Consider the following 21,019-nt stretch of genomic DNA (forward strand, 5'->3'; position numbering starts at 1 on the left):
ATTGCAGCACAGGAGCAAGCGTCGCGCCGACCCCTTGTCCGAGGGAGGATAGGCCCGATGTCACAGGCTGGGCAGTGCCGTTGTAACCAGCCTGTATCGGCGCGTGGGCTTCCCGCCACGCCGCGCGCACTGGCACTACAGTGGTGGGCTGACACACCGCCCATGACGCGGTGTAGAGTCCTGGGCCATGACCCAACTGCTCACTCCACGGCTGCGGCTGGTGCCCTTTGAGGACAGCCATCTCGCTGGCCTGAACGCCTTGAACAGCGACGCCGAAGTCATGCGGTATCTACAGGGCCGACCCGAGACGCTGGAAGAAACCCAGGCGGGCATCGACCGGGTGAAGGCCAAGTGGAAGCAATGGGGCTACTCCTGGTGGAGTTTCCTGGAACGCGATTCTGGCGAACTGGTGGGCGCCGGCTGCATCCAGCATCTGAACAAGGACCAGTCCCAGCCCCTGGAGATCGGCTGGCGTCTGCGGCGAGACCGTTGGGGCCAGGGTCTGGCTTCCGAGGCCGCGCGCCGCATGGCACGTTTTGCGTTCGACCATCTCGCCGCACTGGAGCTGACCGCCGTCTGCAATCCAGACAACCAGGACTCCGCCCAGGTCATGCAACGGCTGGGCATGAAGTTCCGCGGGATCGAGCGCTGGTATGACACCGATTCAACGGTGTATGTGATCTCCGCAGCCGAGTGGCAAGCCTCCCCCGCCAGCGCCAAGGCGGCCGCCGAGGCCGTGCCGGAAGAGGCTGAGCTGGCAGCAGCGCCTGAGCAAGGGCGCTCGATCGAGCTGTGAGCCGCCGCGACAATGGGCGCTCAGTGGCGCTCAGTGGCGCTCAATGCCGCTTAAGGCCGCTTAAGGCCGCTTAAGGTCGTTTAAGGCGTTACAGGCCACCCACAAAGTAACGTTTCAGGCCGGCCAGAATCATTTCCACGGCAATGGCGGTCAGCACCAGGCCCATCAATTTCTCGAGGGCGGAGACGACCGAATCCCCCAGCAGCTTGCGGATGCGGTCCGCCAGGATCAGGGCCAGGAAGGAAATCACCATCGCCGTGAAGAGCGCACCCACCCATTCGGCGATGCGGTCCGGCTGGCGTGAGGCCAGCAGCAGCACCGTGGCCATGGCCGAGGGCCCAGCCAGCAGCGGCACGGCCAGCGGGAAGATGAACGGCTCGCGCCCCATTTCCACCCCGTAGGCGCTCTCGCCCGGATGGCTGAAGATCATGCGGATGGCGATGATGATCAGGATCACGCCGCCGGCCACCTCCAGCGAACGCTCAGACAGGTGCATCAGGCGCAGGAAGCTGTCTCCCAGGAACATGAACACCAGCAGCACGGTGAAAGCGATGCCCACCTCGCGCAGCGCCACCTTGATGCGGCGCTCCTTGGGCACGTTGCGCATGATGGGGATGAAGATGGGCAGGCTGCCCAGCGGGTCCAGCACCAGCAGCAAGAGAATGAGGGCGGAGAGAAAACTGTGATCCATGCGCCAGATTGTCCCCGAAGCGGGCCAGGCGCCGTGTCATCCCGCGCCCACGGATGAAACGTTCATGCGTCAGGCTCACTAAAATCGCGTGGAAATGTGAGCCAAACTCCCCCTCATGAACGAGAAAACCAGCCTGGACGCCATCGACCGAAAGATTCTGGACATCCTGCAGCGGGACGGACGGATCTCCAATGTGGACCTCGCCAGCCAGGTCCACCTGTCGGCCCCCCAGTGTTTCCGCCGGGTGCGTGCGCTGGAGGAACGGGGCGTGCTGCGGGGTTACCGCGCGGATGTGGCGCCCCAATTCCTGGGGCTGGACGTGGTGGCCTATGTCAGCCTCAACATCACGGCACAGGCCTTCGCGCGGGTTCGGGAGATTGAATCCCTGATCCGCGACTTCCCCGAGATCCTGGAATGCCACACCGTCTCCGGTGATTGCGACTACCTGCTCAAGGTGGCCGCCAGCAATCTCAAGGGCCTGTCCACCTTTCTCACTGACAAGCTGATGCAACTCGACGGCGTCGCGGATGTCCGCTCCATGATCTGCCTGGAGGAGATCAAGCCACCGGCAGGCTGGCCGGTGCGCTGACCTCAGGTCGCATCAGCTGCTTCCTTGGTGAGGCGCTTGAAGGCGTTGAGCAACCGGCTTTGCGTAAACACCGCCTCTCGCAAGCCAGCCATGTGCATGTTCCTGGCCTTCGGGTTCTGCCGCAGGAACACCAAGTTGAGGTCGCGGCTGCGCCGGATCGCCGTCAAGATCTGGTCATTCTCGTTCCCGAGGCGCTCCAGGACCCGGTCACGTGCGGCGCGAGGGAGGCTGGTCAGGCTGGCCTGAAGCTTCTCCACCAGTTGCGATTCCACAAAGTCCTCCCGCTCTCGGCGGACCTCTGCCTTGGTCAAGCCTGGCGCAGAAGCCTGAAAATCAGAGCGCATTTGGTTCACGCTGCCTGTCAACCGCTCCAGCACCAACTCGTGGAAGGCATCGGTCCGCGCGGATTCAGCAGGCGGCTTGCCAAAGAACCCCAACACCCGCTGACCCACACTGGGCCGCGCCTGGAGCGTCGCCACCATCTCACTCACGACAGCCGCCATCATGGCGTCGCCCGACGGGTTGGCCTTCCAACGTGCGGCAATGTCCCGGGGTACCGACACCTCTTCGTCGACCGCCGACACCAGAGCGGCTGCCTTTTCAGGCTTGCGCCCAGCATCAAGGTTTTGAATCGACGGGGCAGTCTTGACGAGACGAGGCGGCAATGCCGGCGCTGTGTAAGGCGGAGGTTCCGCCAGATACGGCGGGGGCGGTGGCGCCGCCTTGGCAGGAAGAGGACCGATCTCCTCATAGATATCCAGGTCTTCTCCCCCCTGGGCATCAACATGATCGGCCGCTACCTTCACATGCGCCGGCAGGAGGCCGTCAGGAGACTCTACGGTCCCGGTGGCCGGTTGGACACCTGCAGTGACCGGGCGGAGATAGCCATCGGAGAGGTCCCTGTCGTCCACCTTTTCGAAGCCGATGGGCACCTCGCCATTGGATGAGGCCGCCCGCAGGCTCGCCGCTGTGTCATCCACGCCGAGTAGTTCCTCAACCAAATCGTAGTATTGCGCTTCATCGGCCTTGCTGAGGATGGGTACCCGGGATGGGATGGGGACAACCGACTCCGTCTCCAGCGGCCACTGTGCGAGTTGGTCAGCCAGGGCATTGATTTGTGCCTCCTGCGCCTTGCTGACGCTCGGCACCATCGATGGGGCGAAAAGGTCGACCTCCGGGTCCGTCTGCAATTGCTCGGCCAGCTTATCGAAGCCGGCTTCGAATGCCCTCGCCGCGGCGTTGGGCCGAGCAGGGTTGGGCACCTTCAGCTCGTGGCGCGGCGGTTCCGAATGCAGATCCGCCAGTGTGGGCACGCTGGGCACATCAAGCGGGTCAAAACCGACGTCCGCCAGCGCTGCAGGCGGTATGGCCCGCGGGGGCTTCGGTGGCGGCGTCAAGGATACTGTCGGGGGCAATGGTGCCGGCCGCATGGGTGTCCGCTTGGGGGCTGGCGCCGCCGGCCCCTGCATCACGTGTGACGGCTGCGCCTTCCCCGCTGGCGGGGCGTTCTCTTCCGGCCGTGCCGTCTCTGCTGGCCGAGGCTTTTCTGCCGGCAGCGCTTTTTCTGCCGGCCGTGCCTTTTCTGCCGGCGCTGACTTTTCAGTCGAGGGCACGTTGCCTGCCCGCTGCGCCTTCGCAGCCGGGAGCGCGTACTGAACTGGCTCAGCCGTCTCCGCCTTGGAGGCGTTCTCTGCCGGCGGCACCGGTGCCGGCGCCTGCCCTGCTGTTGGCGGCATCGGTTCGCGAACCTGTGGCGCCGCCGGCGCGGGAGGAGGCCCCTGAGGCGCAGCCATTGGGATCGGGGGTTGCGCCACCATCCAGGGCGCGAGCTCCTGCATGGCATGTGCGTACAGCATGTCGAAGCAGGCGGTCACCGCCTCCCGCGCGCCGGTTCCGAATCCGGCACCGCTCCACTCGCGACCCTGATGGCAAAGGGCGTGGAACGCCCGGTCGTAGGTACTGCGGTCCGTCGCCCGGTCGACCAGCTGCTGTGCCACAGCCAGCGAAGCCGGCGACCTGCCGCGGACTACCTCCATGGTGGCGTGGTGACGTTGATAGGCGTTGAAGAGCCCGAGCACCGAGCCAGCATGACGCCCACCGTCCGCGCAGGCCACGGCCACGCCGCCCGGCCTGGGGCCATCTTGCGGGGCAGTCAGGTCCTGCGCCGCCTCCTGCTGGCGTTTGAGCGCGCCACCACGAAGGTCGGCCATGTGGTCCATCAGCTGGGGCGCCGACGCATCCATCGGAATCTGGTGCAAGCGCACCATGTGCGTGGCGGAGAGGCCCTGCGTGCTTTGCAGGTCAAAGCACAGGCAGGGCTGGCCATCGTGGTGCTCCACCCAGGCGGCGCCCTCCGTACCACCGGAGCGGAACCGCTGCGGCTCGCCGCTGGCGATCAATTGGGAGATGGCATCATGCCCAAGCGCGCTGTCCGGCCCCACCAGCGCCAGTTCCGTGCGGCCCTCCTGATGCAGGGCCGATAGGAATCGCAGCATGTCGGTCTGCTCACGGGCCCCTGTCCCTGCCGCGGGCAAAACCATGGCCATGCTGGGCGGCAGTGCATCATCCGCGCCCTTGAAACGGCAGCCGGAGGGCGCAGACGCGCGGCCATCCGGCGGCGGGAGGCCATACCCAGGCTGCACGACGACCTGCGGGCCGCCCTGGTGGAACCGTGCTGCCTCGAATGCCCTGGGGTCCTGACCGCTCAGGAAACCCGGCGACTCGCCGAACGGCGTGCCGGGGAATGCCGATGGCGTTAGGTGGAGGATCATGGCGCGAGTGCGAGTGCGAGTGTTGGACAGCACTTGGTGAGCGCCGCCAACAACAGGGTTCGGCCTCAGGAGGCGCCGGGCCTATCCGCGCGGGTGGTGTGTTGCGTGCAACACCTTGAGCCGCTCCCGCGCTACGTGGGTGTAGATCTGGGTGGTAGACAGGTCGGCATGCCCCAGCAACAGCTGGACCGCCCGCAAATCGGCGCCATGGTTGAGCAAATGCGTGGCAAAGGCATGCCGCAAGGTGTGCGGCGACAAAGGGCTGGTGATGCCGGCCACCGCGGCGTATTTCTTGACCAATCGCCAAAACGTCTCCCGCGCCATGCTGCTGCCGAAGCGGGTGAGAAAGAGTTCGTCCGTGGCCTGGGCCTTCAGCAACTCGGGCCGGGCTTCACGCAGGTAGCGCAACAGCCAGGCATGAGCCTCCTCACCAAACGGGACCATGCGCTCCTTGTCGCCCTTGCCGGTCACCCGCAGCACGGCCTCACGCAGACCAACATGCACGCTCTTGAGCGTGACCAGCTCGGTTACCCGCAGGCCGCTGGCATACATCAGCTCCAACATCGCCCGGTCCCGCAGGCCCTGGGGCGTCTCGACGTTGGGCGCGGCCAGAAGCGCCTCCACCTGGGACTGGGACAAGGTCTTGACCACCCGCAGCGGCGCGCGTGCGGCGGTCAGCTTGAGCGTGGGGTCCGCATGGATCCGCCCTTCGCGCAGTGACCAACGGAAATAGCGCTTGAACACCGACAGGCGGCGATTGGCGGAACTGGTCTTGCTCTGCTCGTGGCGCGAGATGGCGTAGCCCATCAGGTCCTGCTCTTGGGTCTCGTCCAGCGTGCGTCCTTGTGTGGCCAGCCAGTCAGCCAGCAATTGCAAATCACGGCGATAGGCCAGCTGGGAGTTTCTCGACAACCCCTCCTCGATCCAGAGACTCTCAACAAAGGCAGTAATCGCGCGCTGGCTGGCTTCGCGACGCTGACGTTGCGCGGGATCGAGCGGGGCTTCAACCGATGTCGATGTCGAGGATGAAGATGAGGGCGATGCGGCGGGTGTGGATACCGGGGAAGACACAGGGGGGGGAGCCACTGGGGAAGACATTGGGAGAGAAATCGGGGGAGACGCTGGCGCAGAAACCGCAGGAGCAACAGGGCTGGAATCCGTGAAAGAAGCGTTGGAAGAGGCGGGGGTGGACGCATCACGGGAGGCCATGAGGCGCATCATGCCATCCGCCTTAGGTGCGTCTGGGAAGCTCTGCACAACTCCTCGCGGCCGATGTGACCCACTTCGTCTCGCGGGAGTTGCACAGACTCACTAGCCCACCAGCATCTTCAGTGTGGCTTCGCGCTCCCGGTCGAGATGGCGGTTCTCCTTGACGAGATTGACCTGCATGGCTGTTCGGGACATGCCCACCACGGCGGGATCCAATACATAACCGCCGCGCGAACTCAGCCACGCCAGGACATGCGAGAGATGCCAGACTGAGGACGCGTTGCCCTCATGGACCGGCGCCGGAAAGCTGGCCATGTGGGTCAACATCAGCTTGCGCATGTTCTGGCGAGAAACACCGACCAGTTCCGCCACATCGGTGAGCCCCACAAGATCAGGGCCAGCCTCGATCAGCCTTGCGGCCGGCAAGGACTGCTTGATGTCCTTCAAGGCGCCCATCAGCGCCTCATCCGCGCTGAGGGCCGGCCGATTGAAGGCCAGGGATAGGCGGCCCGGGGGGCTGCTTCGAATGAGGGCGTCTCCACAACCTCGGTCCATCAGACGTTCCACCACCTCCCGTTGATGACCGTCCTCCTTCGACAATTGATATTTGAGCGTGAAAGCAAACTCCACATCGGCTCCTAGATTGAGTGGTCCCATCGACCCTTCCGGGCGTTCCGGCTGATCCCGGGGTCGAAGCAATCTATTTTTGGCCGCTCTTCTCAATCGATCCACGGCATGTGCAAGTGAGAGATTTGCATACGATGCCTTGTGCAAGTTATTGGGGCACGGAGTTCCGCAGGTGCACGTGCAGGAAGGTCTTCGCGTGGAACACGGGCAAAGAAAAAGGGCGCCTGAAACAGGCGCCCTTTGGGGCGTGGCGTGTGCGCGGGGTCAGGCGCGGACGGCGCGCAGACTCATGGCAAACGCCTTCAGTTCGGCAATACCGCTTTCCTCGGCCTTGCGGCACCAGGCTTGCAGGTCATGCACAAGCTGCTCGGCAGAGACATTGGTACGTGTCCAGAGTTGACGCAGCTCCTCGCGCATCACCACCAGTTTGTCCAGCACGGGGCTGGCAGCACGGGCACCGTCAATCTGAGCCTGGTAGGCGGTGGGGATCTTTTCCGCATCGCGGTGCAGCCAACGGGTGGCCAGCTTGAACTGGTGAAACTGCACGCTGTGCTGTTCGCCAGCGGCCTTGAGCTTGCGCAGCTCTTCCTTGCAGGCGCCACGCAGTTCACGGGCATAACGCGCCATGACTTCGTAGCGGTTGGCGATGATGGCTTCCAGCGTGTCCTTGTCGGCCACGGCCTTGATGTCACCGGTACGCATCTGCGGGGCGGTCTTGCGGACCTTGGCCCAGCCAATGATTTCCATGGCGCGGATGTAGCCCCAACCGATGTCGAATTCAAACGGCTTGACCGAGAACTTGGCCGAGGTCGGGTAGGTGTGGTGGTTGTTGTGCAGCTCTTCGCCACCGATGATCAGCCCCCAGGGGGAGACATTGGTGGAGGCGTCTTGCGCCTCGAAGTTGCGATAGCCCCAATAGTGGCCCACGCCGTTGATGACACCGGCGGCCCAGAACGGGATCCACGCCATCTGGATGGCCCAGATGGAGATGCCGATGATGCCGAACAGGGACACGTTGAGGATCATCATCGCCGCCACGCCCATCACGGAGTGACGGCTGTAGACGTTGCGTTCCATCCAGTCGTCCGGCACGCCATGGCTGAACTTCTTGATGGTTTCCTCGTTCTTGGCTTCCGTGCGATAGAGCTCGGCGCCACGGGTCATCACGGTCTTGATGCCACGGGTGACGGGGCTGTGCGGGTCTTCCTCGGTCTCGCACTTGGCGTGGTGCTTGCGGTGGATGGCGACCCACTCGCGGGTGACCATGCCGGTGGTCATCCACAGCCAGAAACGGAAGAAGTGCGAAGGGATGGGCCCCAGGTCCAGTGCACGGTGCGCCTGGGCGCGGTGCAGGAAGATGGTGACGGCGGCGATCGTGATGTGCGTCACCACCAACGTGTAAGCCAGGGTCTGCCACCAGCTGGCGTCCAGCAGGCCGTAGGCCAGGAAATTCACGAGGGCGTCGTGCACAGTCATCAATACGTTCATTCGGTCCTAACCCTGCTCATTGAAGAGCCAGTTGTCCAAGGAAGCGCCAATTGTAGGCGAGGCTCCCTAGATTCGGTCTTTGATCAAACCCAAATACCGTGGGTCTTTCTCGCTTCGATAGGCGTACAGCGCCTCACATCGACCCTCGATCTTGACGAATTCGATAAACGAACGCGCTATTTCTTGGTCCAGACTGCCGCAAAGAAGCCATCGCTGTGATGCTTATGGGGCCACAAACGCAGGAAACCGTTCTCACACAGCGAGGCGGCGGTGTCTTCCGGCACCTGAGCGTGGGTGAGGATGTCCTGGGCGGGCAGGAACTCGAACTCAGGGTGGGCTTCGGAAAATGCGCTGGCAACGGCTTCGTTTTCCTCATCCAGCAGGCTGCAGGTGGCGTACACCAGACGGCCGCCCGGTTTGAGCATGCGGGAGGCGCTGTTCAGGATGGCTAACTGCTTGACGTGCAGTTCCTGCAGGCCTTGCGGGGTCTGGCGCCATTTCAGGTCGGGGTTGCGGCGCAGGGTGCCCAGGCCGGAGCATGGCGCGTCCACCAGCACGCGATCGACCTTGCCGGCAAGGCGCTTGACGCGGTCGTCACGCTCGGTGGTGATCTGTACCGGGTAGACGTTGGACAGGCCGCTGCGGGCCAGGCGTGGCTTGAGCTTTTCCAGGCGGTGGCCGGACACGTCGAATGCGTACAGGCGGCCGGTGTTGCGCATGGAGGCGCCCAGGGCCAGGGTCTTGCCGCCGGCGCCAGCGCAGAAATCCACCACCATCTCGCCGCGCTTGGCTTCGGTCAGCAGGGCCAGCAACTGGCTGCCCTCGTCCTGCACTTCCACCTGGCCGCTGGTGAACACCTCCAGCTTCTGAAGGGCCGGCTTGCCTTCCAGCCGCAGGCCCCAGGGGGAATACGGCGTCGGGGTGGACTTGAAACCCTTGGCCTCCAGGGCGGCCTGCACTTCTTCTCGGCGGACCTTCAGCGTGTTCACACGCAGGTCCAGCGGTGCGGATTCGTTGATGGCGCTGGTCAGGGCCCAGAACTCGTCATCACCCAGGCGCTTTTTCAGCGGGTCTGCCAGCCACTCCGGCAGGTTGTGGCGCAGGCGCTCGGGGAGCTGGGTGCGGTCCACCGTCATGACCTGCTTCAGCCATTGCTGCTCCAAGTCGGTCATGGCGCCGCGCAGGAAGGCTTCGTTGCCTTCCCAGCCCAGGATGGCCAGGCGGCGCGCCATCGGCCCGCGGCCGGATTGCGCCAGATGCTGGTACACAAGGCGGTGGCGCAGCACGGCATAGGCGGTTTCCGCCAGGGTATGGCGTTCACGCTGGCCCAGGGCCTTGCGCTGGCGGAAGAAGGCAGAAACCAGGGAGTCCGCCGGGGAGTCGAACAGCAGCAGGCTGTCGACAAGTTCGGCGCAGAGTTCGAGGAGGGCATTAGGATGCATGCCCGAATTATCCCAGTCTCCTGAGCAGCCGGGCGGGCGATCCGCTTGCCCCAGGCGGCAACCCGGCCGGCGGCGGCCCGGCAGCGTGGAAACATCCCGAAATTTCACCCGAGCAAGATTGCCCACGATGAGCGACGAAGACCTCACGCCCCTGCCCGACACCCCTGCTGGCCGTTACCGCCACTACAAGGGTCAGCACTATCAGGTCCACGGCGTGGTGCGCCACAGCGAAACCCTGGAGCCCCTGGTGCTCTACACGCCGCTGTACAACAACACCGGCCTGTGGGTGCGCCCGCATGCCATGTTCTTCGGAACGCTGGAGGTGGACGGCCAGATGGTTCGGCGCTTTGAGCGCGTCGGCGACTGATCCCCGCCCTTCCCGCTAACCGCCTTTTCACGCGTTTCGAGTCATCACCCCACCTTCGCGCCCAATTCATGCCGCTGCTTCATCAGCTCAAGCAACGTCCTCGCCTGCTGATTGGCGCCGTGCTGGGCGCGTTGCTGGCGGCGGCGGTGCCGTGGTCAACGGAAATGGCCCGCTCCACCCAGCTGTTGATCGGCTGGAGTTGTGGTGTATGGGTCTATCTGGTGCTGGTGCTCTGGATGATGCTGCGCACCCCGGCGGAGGCGGTGCAGGCACAGGCCAAGGCCATCTCCGAAGGCATGCCGACGGTATTGGGCCTGGCCATGCTGGGCGCCCTGCTCAGCCTCGCGGCGCTGGCGCTCGAACTTGCGCAGGTGCGTCAGGCGGGTTTGAGCCAGGGCTGGCCGCATCTCATCGTAGCCATTGGCACGGTGACCAGTTCATGGCTTTTGCTGCCGGTGGAATTTGCGCTGGCCTATGCCAGCCTCTTCCACAGCGGCCCCAAGGCGCCGCACGGCCTGGAATTTCCAGGCGATGAAGAGCAGCCGGACTACCTGGACTTTCTCTACTTCTCGGTGACCTTGGCCGCCACGTCACAGACCTCGGACGTGGTGGTGAGCGCACGGCACATCCGACGACTGGTATTGGTCCAGGCGGTGATGTCCTTCGTGTTCAACACGGTGGTGCTGGCCTTGACCATCAACCTGCTGGCGAGCTTGCTCAGTTGAGGAACCTCTGCATGGCTCCTCGCCAGCACGGCTCGCGGGGGTTAGGCAGAGGTTCCCAGGAACAGCTGCGACTGCCCATCCCGATGCCGCACGGCCGCTCCGTGGATCTCCAGCGCCCCCTCGACGAACCACCGCACAGCGCTCGGATACATCCGGTGTTCCTGCTTCAGCACGCGGGAAGACAGCGCCGCCTCATCGTCCCCATCCAGCACCGGCACCACCGCCTGGGCCACGATCGGCCCGTGGTCCAGTTCGGCGGTGACGAAGTGCACCGTCGCCCCCGCCACCCGGCAGCCTGACTCGATCGCACGCTGATGCGTGTGCAGCCCCGTGAACGCGGGCAGCAGCGACGGGTGGACGTTGAGCATGCGCCCCTCGTAGTGCCCCGTGAACGCGGCCGTCAAGATGCGCATGAACCCTGCCAGGACCACCAGATCCGGGGCAAAACCGTCCACCACACGCTGCAGCTCCGCATCAAACGCAGCCCGGGCCTCTTCCCCGCGCCCAAAGGCCTTGTGGTCCACCACGGCGGTGGTGATGCCGTGCGACTGGGCGAAAGCCAGACCACCGGCATCCGGCCGGTTGCTGATCACCGCGGCGATGCGTGCCGGCCATTGTTCGGCAGCGCAGGCCTTCACGATGGCCTCCATGTTGGAGCCACGGCCGGAGATCAGGATCACGATGTTCTTCATGGGGCGGCAGTTTACCGGCGCCCGCGCCCCGACAATGGGGCCCCAGCCAGGTGCCGCCGCCTCCCATCCCTACAATACGGCTCCCCCCGCGATCATGACCTTCCCTCCGCCTACTCAGCCCACCCCCGCGCCTACCGCTGCGGCCCGTCCCCGCGTCCTGTCCGGCATGCGTCCCACCGGTGCCCTGCACCTGGGCCACTACCACGGCGCGCTCAAGAGCTGGGTCCAGTTGCAGTCCACCCACGACTGCTTCTTCTTTGTCGCGGACTGGCATGCCCTCACCACGCACTATCAACACCGCGAAGGTCTTGAGCAGAGCGTCTACGACATGGTGGTGGACTGGCTGGCCGCCGGGGTGGACCCGGAACAGGCCACGCTCTTCATCCAGAGCCGCATGCCCGAGCATGCCGAGCTGTTCACCCTGCTGGCCATGAGCACCCCCTCCAGCTGGCTGGAGCGCATGCCCAGCTACAAGGACACCGTGGCGGAGAACCGCGAGCTGGCCACCTTCGGCTTCCTCGGCTACCCCCTGCTGCAGGCGGCGGACATCCTCATCTACAAGGCCGCCTTCGTTCCCGTGGGCGAGGACCAGTCCGCCCACGTGGAAGTCACCCGCGAGGTGGCCCGCCGTTTCAACCACCTGTACGCCCCTCTGCTGCCCGAGCCGCAGGCGCTGCTGAGCGACACCGCCCGCCTCCCCGGCCTGGACGGCCGAAAGATGAGCAAGACCTACGGCAACGCCATTGCCATGCGGGACACGCCAGAAGTGGTCGAACAGAAGGTCCGCCAGATGCCGACCGACCCGCAGCGGGTCCGCCGCAACGACCCGGGCGAACCCGAGCGCTGCCCTGTCTGGGCCCTGCACCAGGTCTACACCGACGACACCACCCGCCGCTGGGCGGCCGACGGCTGCCGCAGTGCGGGCATCGGCTGCCTGGACTGCAAGCAGCCGCTGATCGACGCCATCCAACGTGAACAAGCGCCGTGGCGCGCGCGGGCTGAAGAGCTGCTGGCCGATCCGAAGAAGGTGCACTGGATCGTCGAGGTCGGCACGGAACGTGCCCGTGCAGTGGCACGCAAGACCCTGCGGGAAGTGCGGGCGGCCATCGGCCTGAACTACTGAGCGACGATCAGCCGGCGCCTTCTTCAGCACTTCCCCAGCACTTCCTCAGTATTTCTCCGGCAACTTCTCCACCCCCCCTTTTCTCTCTCATTCACCGCAGTACCCTCATGGCCGGCCTCCACATCACCGACATCGAATCCGCCATCAACTGGTGGCGTGCGCGCGAACCGGGTGACGGCATCAGCCTGTGTGCCGAGCTGCGAGCCCTGGCCGAGGTCTATGCGCTGATGGTCTACCACCACGAAACCGCCTGCGACGAGGACACCATGCCCCCCGCCGCGCACGGTGCCTGGCTGGCCTGGTATGACACCACGCCGGATGCGCCGTGCATCGCCATCTGCTCCACCAGCCAGGGCGACGAAATGTGCAAGGGTTGCGGCCGCAGCTTCGACGAAGTGCAGAACTGGCCCGTGCTCACCCCCGGTGAAAAACGCGCCACCTGGCGCCGCATCACGCTCGAAGGCACCTCCTGGCGGTTCAACAGATATGCGGAGCGCGCCATCGAAGCGCGGCAACCCTCCCAGGAGCGCTCTTGAACCGTCGCCTCCACAGCCTGCGCCAGATCGTGCCGCTGGCCTGGCCGGTGTTCATCGGCCAGTTGGCCGTGCTGGCCTATTCCACCATCGACACCTTGCTGGTGGCCCGCCACTCTTCCCTGGAGCTGGCCGCGCTGGCGGTGGGCTCGGCGGTCTACACCTCGGTCTTTGTCGGCCTGATGGGTGTGGTGCTGGCGATCTCGCCGGTGGCCGGGCAATTGTTCGGCGCCAGGCGCATGTCCGAAGCCGGAGATAGCCTGCACCAGGCCGCATGGCTGGCGCTGATGCTGGCCGTGATCGGTGAATTGGTGCTGTGGTTTCCGCAGCCCTTCCTGGCCATTTCACACGCCACGCCCGAGGTTGCCGACAAAGTCAGCCAATACCTGCGCACGCTGGGCGTCGCCTTGCCCGCCGCCCTGCTCTTCACGGCCTACCGGGGCTTCAACACCGCCGTGTCCAGGCCCAAGGCCGTCATGGCGTTGCAGATCGGCGGGCTGGCGCTCAAGTTCCCGGCCAGCATGCTGCTGATCGGCGGCTTCAGCCTGGGGCCGCTGACGGTGCCGCCCATGGGCGCCGTGGGTTGTGCCGTTGCTACCGCCATCGTGATGTGGAGCCAGTTGCTGGTGGGCCTGGCGGTGTTGCGGCGGGACACGTTCTACAGCGACTTCGGCTTTTCGCGCGGCGGCCTGCATCGCCCGCGCACGGCCACGTTATGGCGGCTGCTGAAGCTGGGCGTCCCCATGGGCGCGTCCGTGCTCATCGAGGTGACGGGCTTCACCTTCATGGCCATCTTCATTGCGCGGATCGGCAGCACGGCCGTGGCCGGCCATCAACTCGCCGCCAACCTGGTGGCCATGATGTTCATGATGCCGCTGGCACTGGCCAATGCCAGCAGCACGCTGGTGGCACAGGCCCTGGGCGCGCAGGATGTGGGCGCGGCGCGCCGCCTGGGCTGGCATGGGCTGGAGCTGGCCGTGGGCATCGCGTTTGTGATGGGTGCCCTGGTGTTCAACCTGCGCGAGCAGGTGTTGGGCCTGTACACACGGGACGCCACCATCATCGCCGCCGCACTGCCCTTGCTGGGCTGGGTCTGGCTGTTCCACACGGCGGATGCCGGCCAGACGGTGGCGGCCTTTGTGCTGCGTTCGCATCACATTGCCACTGCGCCGATGGTGATCTACGCCTTTGCCATCTGGGGCCTGGGGCTGGGAGGCGGCTACTGGCTGGCCTTTGGCGAGCACGAGATCCCCCTGCCGGAGTCGATGCAGGGTGCGATGGGGTTCTGGAGCGCCGCCTCCGCCGGTCTGGCGGCCGCGGCGCTGGGGTTGTGCGGCCTGCTGGCCTGGGTGCACCGCACCCAGCTCAGGCGCCCGCCGGGTGCCCCGTTCAGGCCGGAAGCGTCAACGGCAGACTGATCACAAAGCAGCTGCCCCCGCCCTCACGGGCCTCGCAGCGCACCGTGCCGCTGTGCGCCACCGCGATCTGCTTGACCAGGTTCAGGCCCAGCCCCACGCCGCCGGAGACCTCGGCGTGGCCGGGCAGGCGGTAGAAGGCCTCGAAGATCCGTTCACGCATGGCCTCGGGCACCCCGGAGCCACGGTCACAGACCTGCACTTCGACCAGGGACTGCCCGGCACGGCGCAGCTTGACCTCCACCTGCGGACCGCCATAACGGCGGGCGTTTTCCAGCAGGTTGCGCAAGGCGCGCCGTAGCAGGCGGTCGTCGCCGCGCAGCTGCAGCTGTTCCAGGCCAGCCTCGGCTTCCACCTCGGCGCCGGTGCGTGCGGATTCTTCGGCCGCAATGGCCAGCAAATCCACCGGCTCCAGCCGCAGGGATTGGGCGCCGCCTTCCAGCCGGCTGGCCAGCAGCACTTCCTCCACCAGGGCATCCAGCTCCGCGATGTTGGTATTGATCTCCTGCTGCAGGCGGAAGCGCTGCGGCGGCGAGGCTTCGTCCAGCATCGCGAAGGCCATCTTCAGGCGCGCCAGTGGGGAACGCAGTTCGTGGCTGGCATTAGCCAGCAGGCTCTTGTGGGAGCGGATCAGCGTTTCGATCTTCTCGGCCGCCCGGTTGAAGCTGCCGGCCACGGCGGCGATCTCGTCCTTGCCGTGATCCTGCACCCGGAAGGCCAGGTCCCCGCCGCCGAACTGCTCCACACCCGACTTGAGCGATTCCAGCCGCCGCGTCAGGCGGCGCACCACCGGGTAGGCCCCGGCGGCCACCGCCAGGAACAGCACAAACAGCAAGGAGGCCAGAGCCTCGCCGCTGGGGCGGGGAATCCAGCCGGGAAACCAGGAACCGGCGTTTTCTTCGCGGCGCTCCTGTTCCAAGCGTTCAATCATGCGCTGGCGGGTGGCCTCCACCTCGGGCATCGGGTCGCGACCGGCACGCGAAGCCGCCTGGCCGGCCACATTGGCGCGATCCGGGCGGGCACCTCGGTCATTGCGGCCCTCACGGTCTTGTCCGAACCCGGGGCCCCAGCCCTGGCCATCGCGGCTGTCACGCCCCTGGCCAGCGCCGTCCTGGCGCTGCGCGCCACTTGCGCGCTCATCCGGCTGGAACGGCCCAGGCCCCGGCAAGGGGCCGGAGGCCCCCGGCGGACGGGCAATTCTCAGGAACAGCAAGTGGCGGCCATCGTCCAGCGGGATACGCTGGATGCGAGAGCCGGGCAGGTCCTCGCGTCGCTCGAACAGCGGCGAGGCGCCCAGGCGTTTGCCCTTGGCATCTTCCAGAGCCAGGGCCATGCGCAGACGCTGGCCCCAGTCCTCGATCCCCTCGGCTTGCTCACGGGCAGGTGCGGACGCCGGCGGCAAGGCGCGCTGCACCAACACCGCCATGGCAACAAGCCGCTCGGAGGCGGCTTGTTCGAATGTTCCGCGTTCCTGCTCGATCCGGCCCTGGAACAACCAGGCCGAACCGAGTGCGAACGCCAGCAACACCACCACGACGGTGATGTAGATGCGCAGGTAAAGCGACTTCACTCCAGGCCTTCGGCGTCCTGCTTGCGTGCGAACACGTAACCCGCACCGCGAACGGTCAATACCCGCCGGGGGTTCTTCGCATCTTCCTCGATCACCGAGCGGATGCGCGAGATGTGAACGTCGATGGAGCGGTCAAACGCCTCCAGCGGATGGCCCTTGAGGGCATCCATGATCTGGTCGCGAGAAAGCACGCGGCCGGGGCTTTGCGCCAGCACCACCAACAGGTCGAACTGATGGCTGGTGAGGTCGCACGCATTGCCGTCCAGGCGGACCTGCCGAGCGGCCAGATCGATCTCCAGGCGGCCGAAGCGCAGAACCTCGTCGCCCAGCGCCTGCGGCTCGGTGCGGCGCAGCAGCGCCTTCACACGGGCTTGCAGCTCGCGGGGTTCGAAGGGCTTGGCCAGGTAGTCGTCCGCGCCCAGCTCCAGGCCCAGGATGCGGTCCATCGGTTCCCCGCGTGCGGAAAGCATCAGCACCGGCAGGCGGCGCCAGCGCTTGTCACCGCGCAGTTGACGGCAGAACTCGAGTCCATCGCCGTCCGGCAGCATCAGGTCCAGCACGAGGAGTTCGTACTGGCCTGCTTCCAGCTCGGCACGGCCCTGGGCCAGAGACCCGGCAAAACTGACGTCGAAGCCGGCACTGCTCAGGTAGTCCCCCAGCATGGCCGTCAAGCGCGCATCGTCGTCGATCAGCAGCAGTCGTGGATTCATGGGGCGTTGCGCCACAGCCGCCTGCCGGGCCTGGTCGGCCTGGTTGCGCACTGCGGAATCATCAAAAGTCTGAAGCATAGCCGGCCTCCGTCAATCATTGGCCCTTGGGCGGGGGAGGAGCGTCCTCATCGTGATCACCGTCATGATCTCCGTGAGGGCCGCCGTCGTGCGGAGCACCGGGGCCACCGGGGCCGCCAGGACCACCACGGCCACCCTTGCCACCGTGTTCCTTCATGTGCTCCAGGCGCTTTTCCATGCGGGCCTTGTGCTTCTTCAGCTCTTCAGCCAGCTTGGCACGCTGTTCAGCGGTCAGCACCTTGGCGGCCTCGACCATCGCCTGGCTGATGCGCTTGGAAGCGGCATCGTGCTGGGCGGCGATCTGCTGGCGCACCTGCTCCACCGCGTTGGCATCGACCGTCGGGGCGGTCAGCAGACCTTCCAGCTGCTCATGCAGCTTGCGGCCATCGTCACGCTGGGCCTTCAGGTCCTTGTGAGCAGCGTCGAAGATCTCGCGGATCTGCTTGCGCTGCGCATCCGAGGCACCCACGTCCTTAAGCAGACGACCACCCAGGAACATCGGTGCCGGGCCAGGGCCACCAGGGCCACCAGGCCCGAAACCAGGGCCAGCGGGGCCGGGGCCACCCGGGCCGGGACCATGCGGTTGGGCTTGCGCTTGAACGCCCAGAGCTGCCACACTCAAAACCGCCGCCACACCCAGCGCCTGGAGGGGACGGGAGAAACGCTTGAACATCTTTGACATCTCCTGTGTTTGGTGACTCCATCCTCGGCGGCGCAGGTAAGTTGGCCATGGGGCCGCCGTAAAGAAAGGTGAAAACACTCAAAGACTCTTGACGACCGCGCGTCAGAGAGGGGTTTGGGGACAAACACCCTCAGGAAGTTGTCAAAGCAGACACACGTCAGCGGCGCAAATACACACGCAGTTCCGTTTCATCCGGCCGGTGACGACCCTCGATCTTCACCGTGGCGCGCAAGTCGAAGCAGCAGCCGGAAGACAGCAGCCGCTCCAGCGCCTGCATGGAGGGCTGGTCTCCCAGGTAGCCGGTCTGCGCCACCACCACCGCCACCCGCTCCCGCGCCAGTAGCGTGCGGATGTCGTCCTCATTGAGGCCCCGGTCCCGGATGCCGAGCTGGCGCATGATGGTCATGTCCACCAGCAGCTTGTCGGCACGGCGCACCGCGAGATCGGGGCGCTGCCCGTCACTGCGTAGCGCAAAGATGAAGTTGCCGTCACGGTGGGCAGAAATCATCACGCGGGACTGCGGCGGGGCCAGCCGGGCCGCCAGCATGGCGGCCTCGTGATGGCCGGTGACACGCGGCACGTCGGACCAGCGCTGGGTCAGCGCGGCCTCGGCCAGCATGGCCATCGCCAGCCATGGCACCACCGCCAATGACCAGCGCGCGGCACGCGGTGCCGTGTGGTGAGCGGCACCGGGGCCCTTGGCATCGCCCACAGCGCCTACAGCGCCTACAGCGCCTACAGCGCCTACAGCGCCTACAGCGCCTACAGCGCCGAAAGCACCATCAGCGCCCTCCCCCTCCATGACAAGAGAGGTGGCCCGCAGCGCGGGGTGGCCCTCCCCACGGAGGTAGCCGCCCCCGGGCCACCGCCCGATGACCAGCACAGCCGCCAGCATCGCAAACGGCAGCACCGGCAGGCTGAAGCGTGGCTCCTTGTTGGAGACAACGCTGAAGAACAGCCAGGCCAGCACGGCCATGGCCAGGGCCAACCCGGCTCGGCCACGAAGCACAGTCCTCAACGCAGCAGGCCGGCCGCTCACCAGCGCTCGCCCCGTCCAGGCCACCCAAGCCAGCAGGCCCAGCAACAGCACCCCCAGCCCCACCCAGCCGAGTTGTTCCGGGAAGCGGGCCGCATACCACCCCCAGTTGGCCCAGGACAGCAGCGGCGGCATGTCCGGCATCTGCCCCGCCAGATGGCCCACCACCGGGGCGAAGTAGAGGGCCGCACCCACCGACGGCAGAGACAGCAGTCCATACAGCCCCGTGCACAGCAGCCGTGCACGCCACGGCTGGGCCCGGCCTACAGGGTGCAGGAACACCAGCGCCAGCCACAACGGCCACGCAAACAAGGTCTGCACCCGCGTCAGCATGGCGCAGCCTAGCAGCACGGCAGCCAGCACCAGCCAGCGCGCCCGCGGCGCCTCCAGCCAGGCCGCCAGCGCCCACGTGCCCCACAGCAGCAAGGCCATGGCCGGGACGTCCAATTGCACCTGCCGGCCCCACAGGGCGACCTCCGGCCCCAGCACAAGCATCAGCCCGGCCGCAAAGCCCCCCAGCCGCCCCAGGGCCGGGCGGGTCCACGCATAACCGGCCATGGCGGTCAGCGCGGCAAAGGCGGCCACCACGCCCTGGCACACCGCATGGCTTACACCGAACACACCGAGCACGGGTGCCGTGACGAGGTAGAGGAACGGGGGGTAGAAACCGATGTTGATGCCGGGGTACTGGTCGTAGTAGGCCTTGGCATAACGAATGGGATCCTTCCACCCGCCCTGCGCGAAGAAGTCATGCACGAACACGCTGTTCATGGCGTGGCGCGACGCATCGAACCACCAGAAATCCCCCGCACGCGGGCTGCTGAGGAAGTAGCCCAGGCCCACCAGCGCCGCCAACAGCCAGGCAGGCCACTGCTGCCACCACCGCAGGCCCGCGGCCGGCATGACCACCGCTGCCACGCTGCTCATGGTGCGCGCCACTGGCCGCAGATGCTTTCCACCTGGTAGCGTGGGCGATGCTTGCCGGATTCAAACACCTTGGCCAGGTATTCGCCGATGACGCCCAGGCCCAGCAACTGGATGCCGCCCAGGAAGTACATCGGAATCACCGTGGACGCCCAACCGGGCAAGGCTTCGTTGGTCAGCAGGCGCAGCGCCAGCGCCCAGGCCGCCATCGCGAGGCTCACGAGTGACACCAACACCCCTGCCCCGGTGATGAGCCGCAGGGGGTAAGGCGTGAAGGAGCTGATGCCCTGCCAGGCCAGCGCCAGCATCTTGCCCAGCGGGTACTTGGACTCCCCGGCAAAGCGTTCCGCCCGGTCGAACGCCACGGTGGTGCTGCGATAACCCAGCAGCGGCACCAGGCCGCGCAGGAACAGGTGGGGTTCACGGTAGCCCCGCAAGGCCTCCAGCGGGCGCCGCCCCAGCAAGCGGTAATCCGCATGGTTGAACACCAGGTTCACCCCCATGGCGGCGAGGATGCGGTAGTAGCCCTCGGCGGTGACACGCTTGAAGAAGCTGTCGGTGTCGCGGCGGCGGCGTACCGCGTAGACCACCTCGTGCCCGCTGCGAAAGGCACGCACCATGTCGGCGATGATGCCGAGGTCGTCCTGCAGGTCAGCGTCCAGGCTGATCAGCGCGTCCCCATGGATGCTCATCAGGCCGCACAGCAGCGCGTTCTGGTGGCCCCGGTTACGGCTGAGCTTAATGCCGCAGAAACGAGAAGCGGTGGTGGCCAGTTCCTCGATCAGTGGCCAGGTACGGTCCCGGCTGCCATCGTCAACAAAGTAGACCGAACTCGCGGGCGAGATCAGCTCCTGCGCCTCCAGGTCTTCCAGCAGGCGGGTCAGCCGGCTGGCCGTTTCCGGCAGGACCTCTTCCTCGTTGTAGCAAGGCAGCACGAAGTTGATGACCGGCGCGCGCTCCCGGAAATCCGGCGCCCCGAGGAAGTGCTGTCGTTCGATGAGTTCCATGGCCCGCCCCCTGACACTGGTCGCCGGCGCACAGGCGCGCAAGCCCCGGGCGCCACTCTAGCGGGCGATCCGCGCGCAGGGGCTCAGCGGGAGCCCTCTGAATTGGGGGGAGGCGATGAATGCGGGCGCATGGCCCAGAGCGCGTTCAGCAGGAAATTGCAGAACAGCACCAGGATGGTGACCACGGGTTGGGCCAGGTAGGGATGCAGGCCCAGGCGAAGCAACCCCCACATGCCGGCCGCATTGAGCAGCCAGCCCAGCCCGGCCACGGCCGCAAAGCGCGGCAGATGCCGGCCATGCCCGCCCTTCAGACCGAAGGTGAAGCGGGCATTGAGCGCGTAGTTGGCCAGCGCGCCGACGATGAAACCGGTGGCGGAAGCACGCACCGGCGGCCACCCCGCCAGCGTCAGCAGCCCGAAGGCGGTGACGTAATGCACCGCCGTGGCCACCCCACCCACTAGCAGGAAGCGCCCAAAGCGGCCCAGCGTGACCGGGCCGGCAGGCCGGCCGGCCGCCGGACCGGAGGGGGGCGCTTCCACGCGCT

21 protein-coding genes are annotated in these 21,019 nt (G+C 66.2%); 8 read left to right on the forward strand and 13 right to left on the reverse strand.

Annotated elements, in window-relative coordinates:
* Positions 1 to 187 precede the first annotated feature (187 nt).
* The gene (locus BMY53_RS01270; RefSeq protein ID WP_092942789.1) at positions 188 to 796 is read left to right on the forward strand and encodes a GNAT family N-acetyltransferase; all 609 of its coding nucleotides are present in this window, start codon (positions 188 to 190) and stop codon (positions 794 to 796) included.
* 88 nt (positions 797 to 884) lie between these two features.
* On the opposite strand, the gene BMY53_RS01275 is transcribed toward BMY53_RS01270, so the two are convergent.
* Complete coding sequence (locus BMY53_RS01275) at positions 885 to 1,487, reverse strand: MarC family protein (protein WP_092942792.1); 603 nt, start codon at positions 1,485 to 1,487, stop codon at positions 885 to 887.
* A gap of 115 nt (positions 1,488 to 1,602) precedes the next feature.
* Between BMY53_RS01275 and BMY53_RS01280 the strand changes: the two genes are divergently transcribed.
* On the forward strand, positions 1,603 to 2,076 hold the full coding sequence (locus BMY53_RS01280; protein WP_092942795.1) for an Lrp/AsnC family transcriptional regulator: 474 nt from the start codon (positions 1,603 to 1,605) through the stop codon (positions 2,074 to 2,076).
* A gap of 2 nt (positions 2,077 to 2,078) precedes the next feature.
* On the opposite strand, the gene BMY53_RS25270 is transcribed toward BMY53_RS01280, so the two are convergent.
* The gene (locus BMY53_RS25270; RefSeq protein ID WP_143073870.1) at positions 2,079 to 3,473 is read right to left on the reverse strand and encodes a hypothetical protein; all 1,395 of its coding nucleotides are present in this window, start codon (positions 3,471 to 3,473) and stop codon (positions 2,079 to 2,081) included.
* Between the two features lie 528 nt (positions 3,474 to 4,001).
* Here BMY53_RS25270 and BMY53_RS25275 point away from each other — a divergent pair.
* Complete coding sequence (locus BMY53_RS25275; RefSeq protein WP_143073871.1) at positions 4,002 to 4,559, forward strand: hypothetical protein; 558 nt, start codon at positions 4,002 to 4,004, stop codon at positions 4,557 to 4,559.
* Positions 4,560 to 4,928: 369 nt separating this feature from the next.
* Here the strand turns inward: BMY53_RS25275 and xerD are convergent, their stop codons facing one another.
* From xerD to BMY53_RS01305, 4 genes are all read right to left on the reverse strand, one after another.
* Positions 4,929 to 5,945 (reverse strand): site-specific tyrosine recombinase XerD, encoded by a 1,017-nt coding sequence (gene xerD, locus BMY53_RS01290; RefSeq protein WP_092942801.1) that lies wholly within the window; start codon positions 5,943 to 5,945, stop codon positions 4,929 to 4,931.
* Between the two features lie 213 nt (positions 5,946 to 6,158).
* Positions 6,159 to 6,686: a helix-turn-helix transcriptional regulator gene (locus tag BMY53_RS01295; RefSeq protein WP_092942804.1), complete on the reverse strand. Its 528-nt coding sequence runs from the start codon at positions 6,684 to 6,686 to the stop codon at positions 6,159 to 6,161.
* Positions 6,687 to 6,947: 261 nt separating this feature from the next.
* Positions 6,948 to 8,159: a DesA family fatty acid desaturase gene (locus BMY53_RS01300; RefSeq protein WP_404947846.1), complete on the reverse strand. Its 1,212-nt coding sequence runs from the start codon at positions 8,157 to 8,159 to the stop codon at positions 6,948 to 6,950.
* Between the two features lie 188 nt (positions 8,160 to 8,347).
* The gene (locus BMY53_RS01305) at positions 8,348 to 9,613 is read right to left on the reverse strand and encodes an RsmB/NOP family class I SAM-dependent RNA methyltransferase (protein ID WP_092942810.1); all 1,266 of its coding nucleotides are present in this window, start codon (positions 9,611 to 9,613) and stop codon (positions 8,348 to 8,350) included.
* Between the two features lie 127 nt (positions 9,614 to 9,740).
* On the opposite strand from BMY53_RS01305, the gene BMY53_RS01310 reads away from it, so the two are divergent.
* Both BMY53_RS01310 and BMY53_RS01315 read left to right on the forward strand, forming a co-directional pair.
* Entirely contained in the window at positions 9,741 to 9,980 is a 240-nt protein-coding gene (locus BMY53_RS01310) for a DUF1653 domain-containing protein (RefSeq protein ID WP_092942813.1), read from the forward strand.
* Between the two features lie 68 nt (positions 9,981 to 10,048).
* Positions 10,049 to 10,705 carry a DUF1345 domain-containing protein gene (locus BMY53_RS01315; protein WP_092942816.1) on the forward strand — a complete coding sequence of 219 codons (657 nt, stop codon included), beginning with the start codon at positions 10,049 to 10,051 and terminating at the stop codon, positions 10,703 to 10,705.
* A gap of 41 nt (positions 10,706 to 10,746) precedes the next feature.
* On the opposite strand, the gene purN is transcribed toward BMY53_RS01315, so the two are convergent.
* Entirely contained in the window at positions 10,747 to 11,397 is a 651-nt protein-coding gene (gene purN / locus BMY53_RS01320; RefSeq protein WP_092942819.1) for a phosphoribosylglycinamide formyltransferase, read from the reverse strand.
* A gap of 94 nt (positions 11,398 to 11,491) precedes the next feature.
* On the opposite strand from purN, the gene trpS reads away from it, so the two are divergent.
* The 3 genes from trpS (at position 11,492) to BMY53_RS01335 (ending at position 14,471) form a co-directional block, all read left to right on the forward strand.
* On the forward strand, positions 11,492 to 12,520 hold the full coding sequence (trpS, locus tag BMY53_RS01325; RefSeq protein WP_092943711.1) for a tryptophan--tRNA ligase: 1,029 nt from the start codon (positions 11,492 to 11,494) through the stop codon (positions 12,518 to 12,520).
* 107 nt (positions 12,521 to 12,627) lie between these two features.
* Positions 12,628 to 13,056, forward strand: a complete 429-nt coding sequence (locus BMY53_RS01330) for a DUF3717 domain-containing protein (RefSeq protein WP_092942822.1) — start codon at positions 12,628 to 12,630, stop codon at positions 13,054 to 13,056.
* On the forward strand, positions 13,053 to 14,471 hold the full coding sequence (locus tag BMY53_RS01335; RefSeq protein WP_092942825.1) for an MATE family efflux transporter: 1,419 nt from the start codon (positions 13,053 to 13,055) through the stop codon (positions 14,469 to 14,471). The genes BMY53_RS01330 and BMY53_RS01335 overlap by 4 nt, the downstream gene beginning before the upstream one ends.
* Here BMY53_RS01335 and BMY53_RS01340 read toward each other — a convergent pair.
* The 6 genes from BMY53_RS01340 to BMY53_RS01365 form a co-directional block, all read right to left on the reverse strand.
* Positions 14,443 to 16,038 carry a sensor histidine kinase gene (locus BMY53_RS01340; protein WP_255369977.1) on the reverse strand — a complete coding sequence of 532 codons (1,596 nt, stop codon included), beginning with the start codon at positions 16,036 to 16,038 and terminating at the stop codon, positions 14,443 to 14,445. The two genes, BMY53_RS01335 and BMY53_RS01340, sit on opposite strands and share 29 nt — an antisense overlap.
* The gene (locus tag BMY53_RS01345) at positions 16,035 to 16,748 is read right to left on the reverse strand and encodes a response regulator (RefSeq protein ID WP_092943715.1); all 714 of its coding nucleotides are present in this window, start codon (positions 16,746 to 16,748) and stop codon (positions 16,035 to 16,037) included. The genes BMY53_RS01340 and BMY53_RS01345 overlap by 4 nt, the downstream gene beginning before the upstream one ends.
* A gap of 94 nt (positions 16,749 to 16,842) precedes the next feature.
* Positions 16,843 to 17,499, reverse strand: coding sequence for a Spy/CpxP family protein refolding chaperone (locus BMY53_RS01350; RefSeq protein ID WP_177200662.1), 657 nt, complete (start codon positions 17,497 to 17,499; stop codon positions 16,843 to 16,845).
* Positions 17,500 to 17,665: 166 nt separating this feature from the next.
* Positions 17,666 to 19,471, reverse strand: a complete 1,806-nt coding sequence (locus BMY53_RS01355) for a glycosyltransferase family 39 protein (protein WP_143073872.1) — start codon at positions 19,469 to 19,471, stop codon at positions 17,666 to 17,668.
* Entirely contained in the window at positions 19,468 to 20,475 is a 1,008-nt protein-coding gene (locus tag BMY53_RS01360) for a glycosyltransferase family 2 protein (protein WP_092942834.1), read from the reverse strand. Before BMY53_RS01360 ends, BMY53_RS01355 begins: the two co-directional genes overlap by 4 nt.
* An 83-nt stretch (positions 20,476 to 20,558) precedes the next feature.
* Positions 20,559 to 21,014, reverse strand: coding sequence for a GtrA family protein (locus BMY53_RS01365; protein ID WP_177200663.1), 456 nt, complete (start codon positions 21,012 to 21,014; stop codon positions 20,559 to 20,561).
* Between the last annotated feature and the right edge of the window lie 5 nt (positions 21,015 to 21,019).

The organism is Roseateles sp. YR242, assembly GCF_900109745.1.
Lineage (GTDB): Bacteria > Pseudomonadota > Gammaproteobacteria > Burkholderiales > Burkholderiaceae_C > Roseateles.

Excerpts from the sequence above, each read along its gene's own strand:
- BMY53_RS25275 (WP_143073871.1), top strand. The coding sequence starts at position 4,002 with ATGGCAAAGGGCGTGGAACGCCCGGTCGTAGGTACTGCGGTCCGTCGC.
- BMY53_RS01315 (WP_092942816.1), top strand. The coding sequence starts at position 10,049 with ATGCCGCTGCTTCATCAGCTCAAGCAACGTCCTCGCCTGCTGATTGGC.
- BMY53_RS01300 (WP_404947846.1), bottom strand. The coding sequence starts at position 8,159 with ATGACTGTGCACGACGCCCTCGTGAATTTCCTGGCCTACGGCCTGCTG.
- BMY53_RS01305 (WP_092942810.1), bottom strand. The coding sequence starts at position 9,613 with ATGCATCCTAATGCCCTCCTCGAACTCTGCGCCGAACTTGTCGACAGC.
- BMY53_RS01360 (WP_092942834.1), bottom strand. The coding sequence starts at position 20,475 with ATGGAACTCATCGAACGACAGCACTTCCTCGGGGCGCCGGATTTCCGG.
- purN (WP_092942819.1), bottom strand. The coding sequence starts at position 11,397 with ATGAAGAACATCGTGATCCTGATCTCCGGCCGTGGCTCCAACATGGAG.
- xerD (WP_092942801.1), bottom strand. The coding sequence starts at position 5,945 with ATGTCTTCCCCAGTGGCTCCCCCCCCTGTGTCTTCCCCGGTATCCACA.
- BMY53_RS01345 (WP_092943715.1), bottom strand. The coding sequence starts at position 16,748 with ATGAATCCACGACTGCTGCTGATCGACGACGATGCGCGCTTGACGGCC.
- BMY53_RS01310 (WP_092942813.1), top strand. The coding sequence starts at position 9,741 with ATGAGCGACGAAGACCTCACGCCCCTGCCCGACACCCCTGCTGGCCGT.
- BMY53_RS01330 (WP_092942822.1), top strand. The coding sequence starts at position 12,628 with ATGGCCGGCCTCCACATCACCGACATCGAATCCGCCATCAACTGGTGG.
- trpS (WP_092943711.1), top strand. The coding sequence starts at position 11,492 with ATGACCTTCCCTCCGCCTACTCAGCCCACCCCCGCGCCTACCGCTGCG.
- BMY53_RS01275 (WP_092942792.1), bottom strand. The coding sequence starts at position 1,487 with ATGGATCACAGTTTTCTCTCCGCCCTCATTCTCTTGCTGCTGGTGCTG.
- BMY53_RS01350 (WP_177200662.1), bottom strand. The coding sequence starts at position 17,499 with ATGTTCAAGCGTTTCTCCCGTCCCCTCCAGGCGCTGGGTGTGGCGGCG.
- BMY53_RS01280 (WP_092942795.1), top strand. The coding sequence starts at position 1,603 with ATGAACGAGAAAACCAGCCTGGACGCCATCGACCGAAAGATTCTGGAC.
- BMY53_RS01355 (WP_143073872.1), bottom strand. The coding sequence starts at position 19,471 with ATGAGCAGCGTGGCAGCGGTGGTCATGCCGGCCGCGGGCCTGCGGTGG.
- BMY53_RS01270 (WP_092942789.1), top strand. The coding sequence starts at position 188 with ATGACCCAACTGCTCACTCCACGGCTGCGGCTGGTGCCCTTTGAGGAC.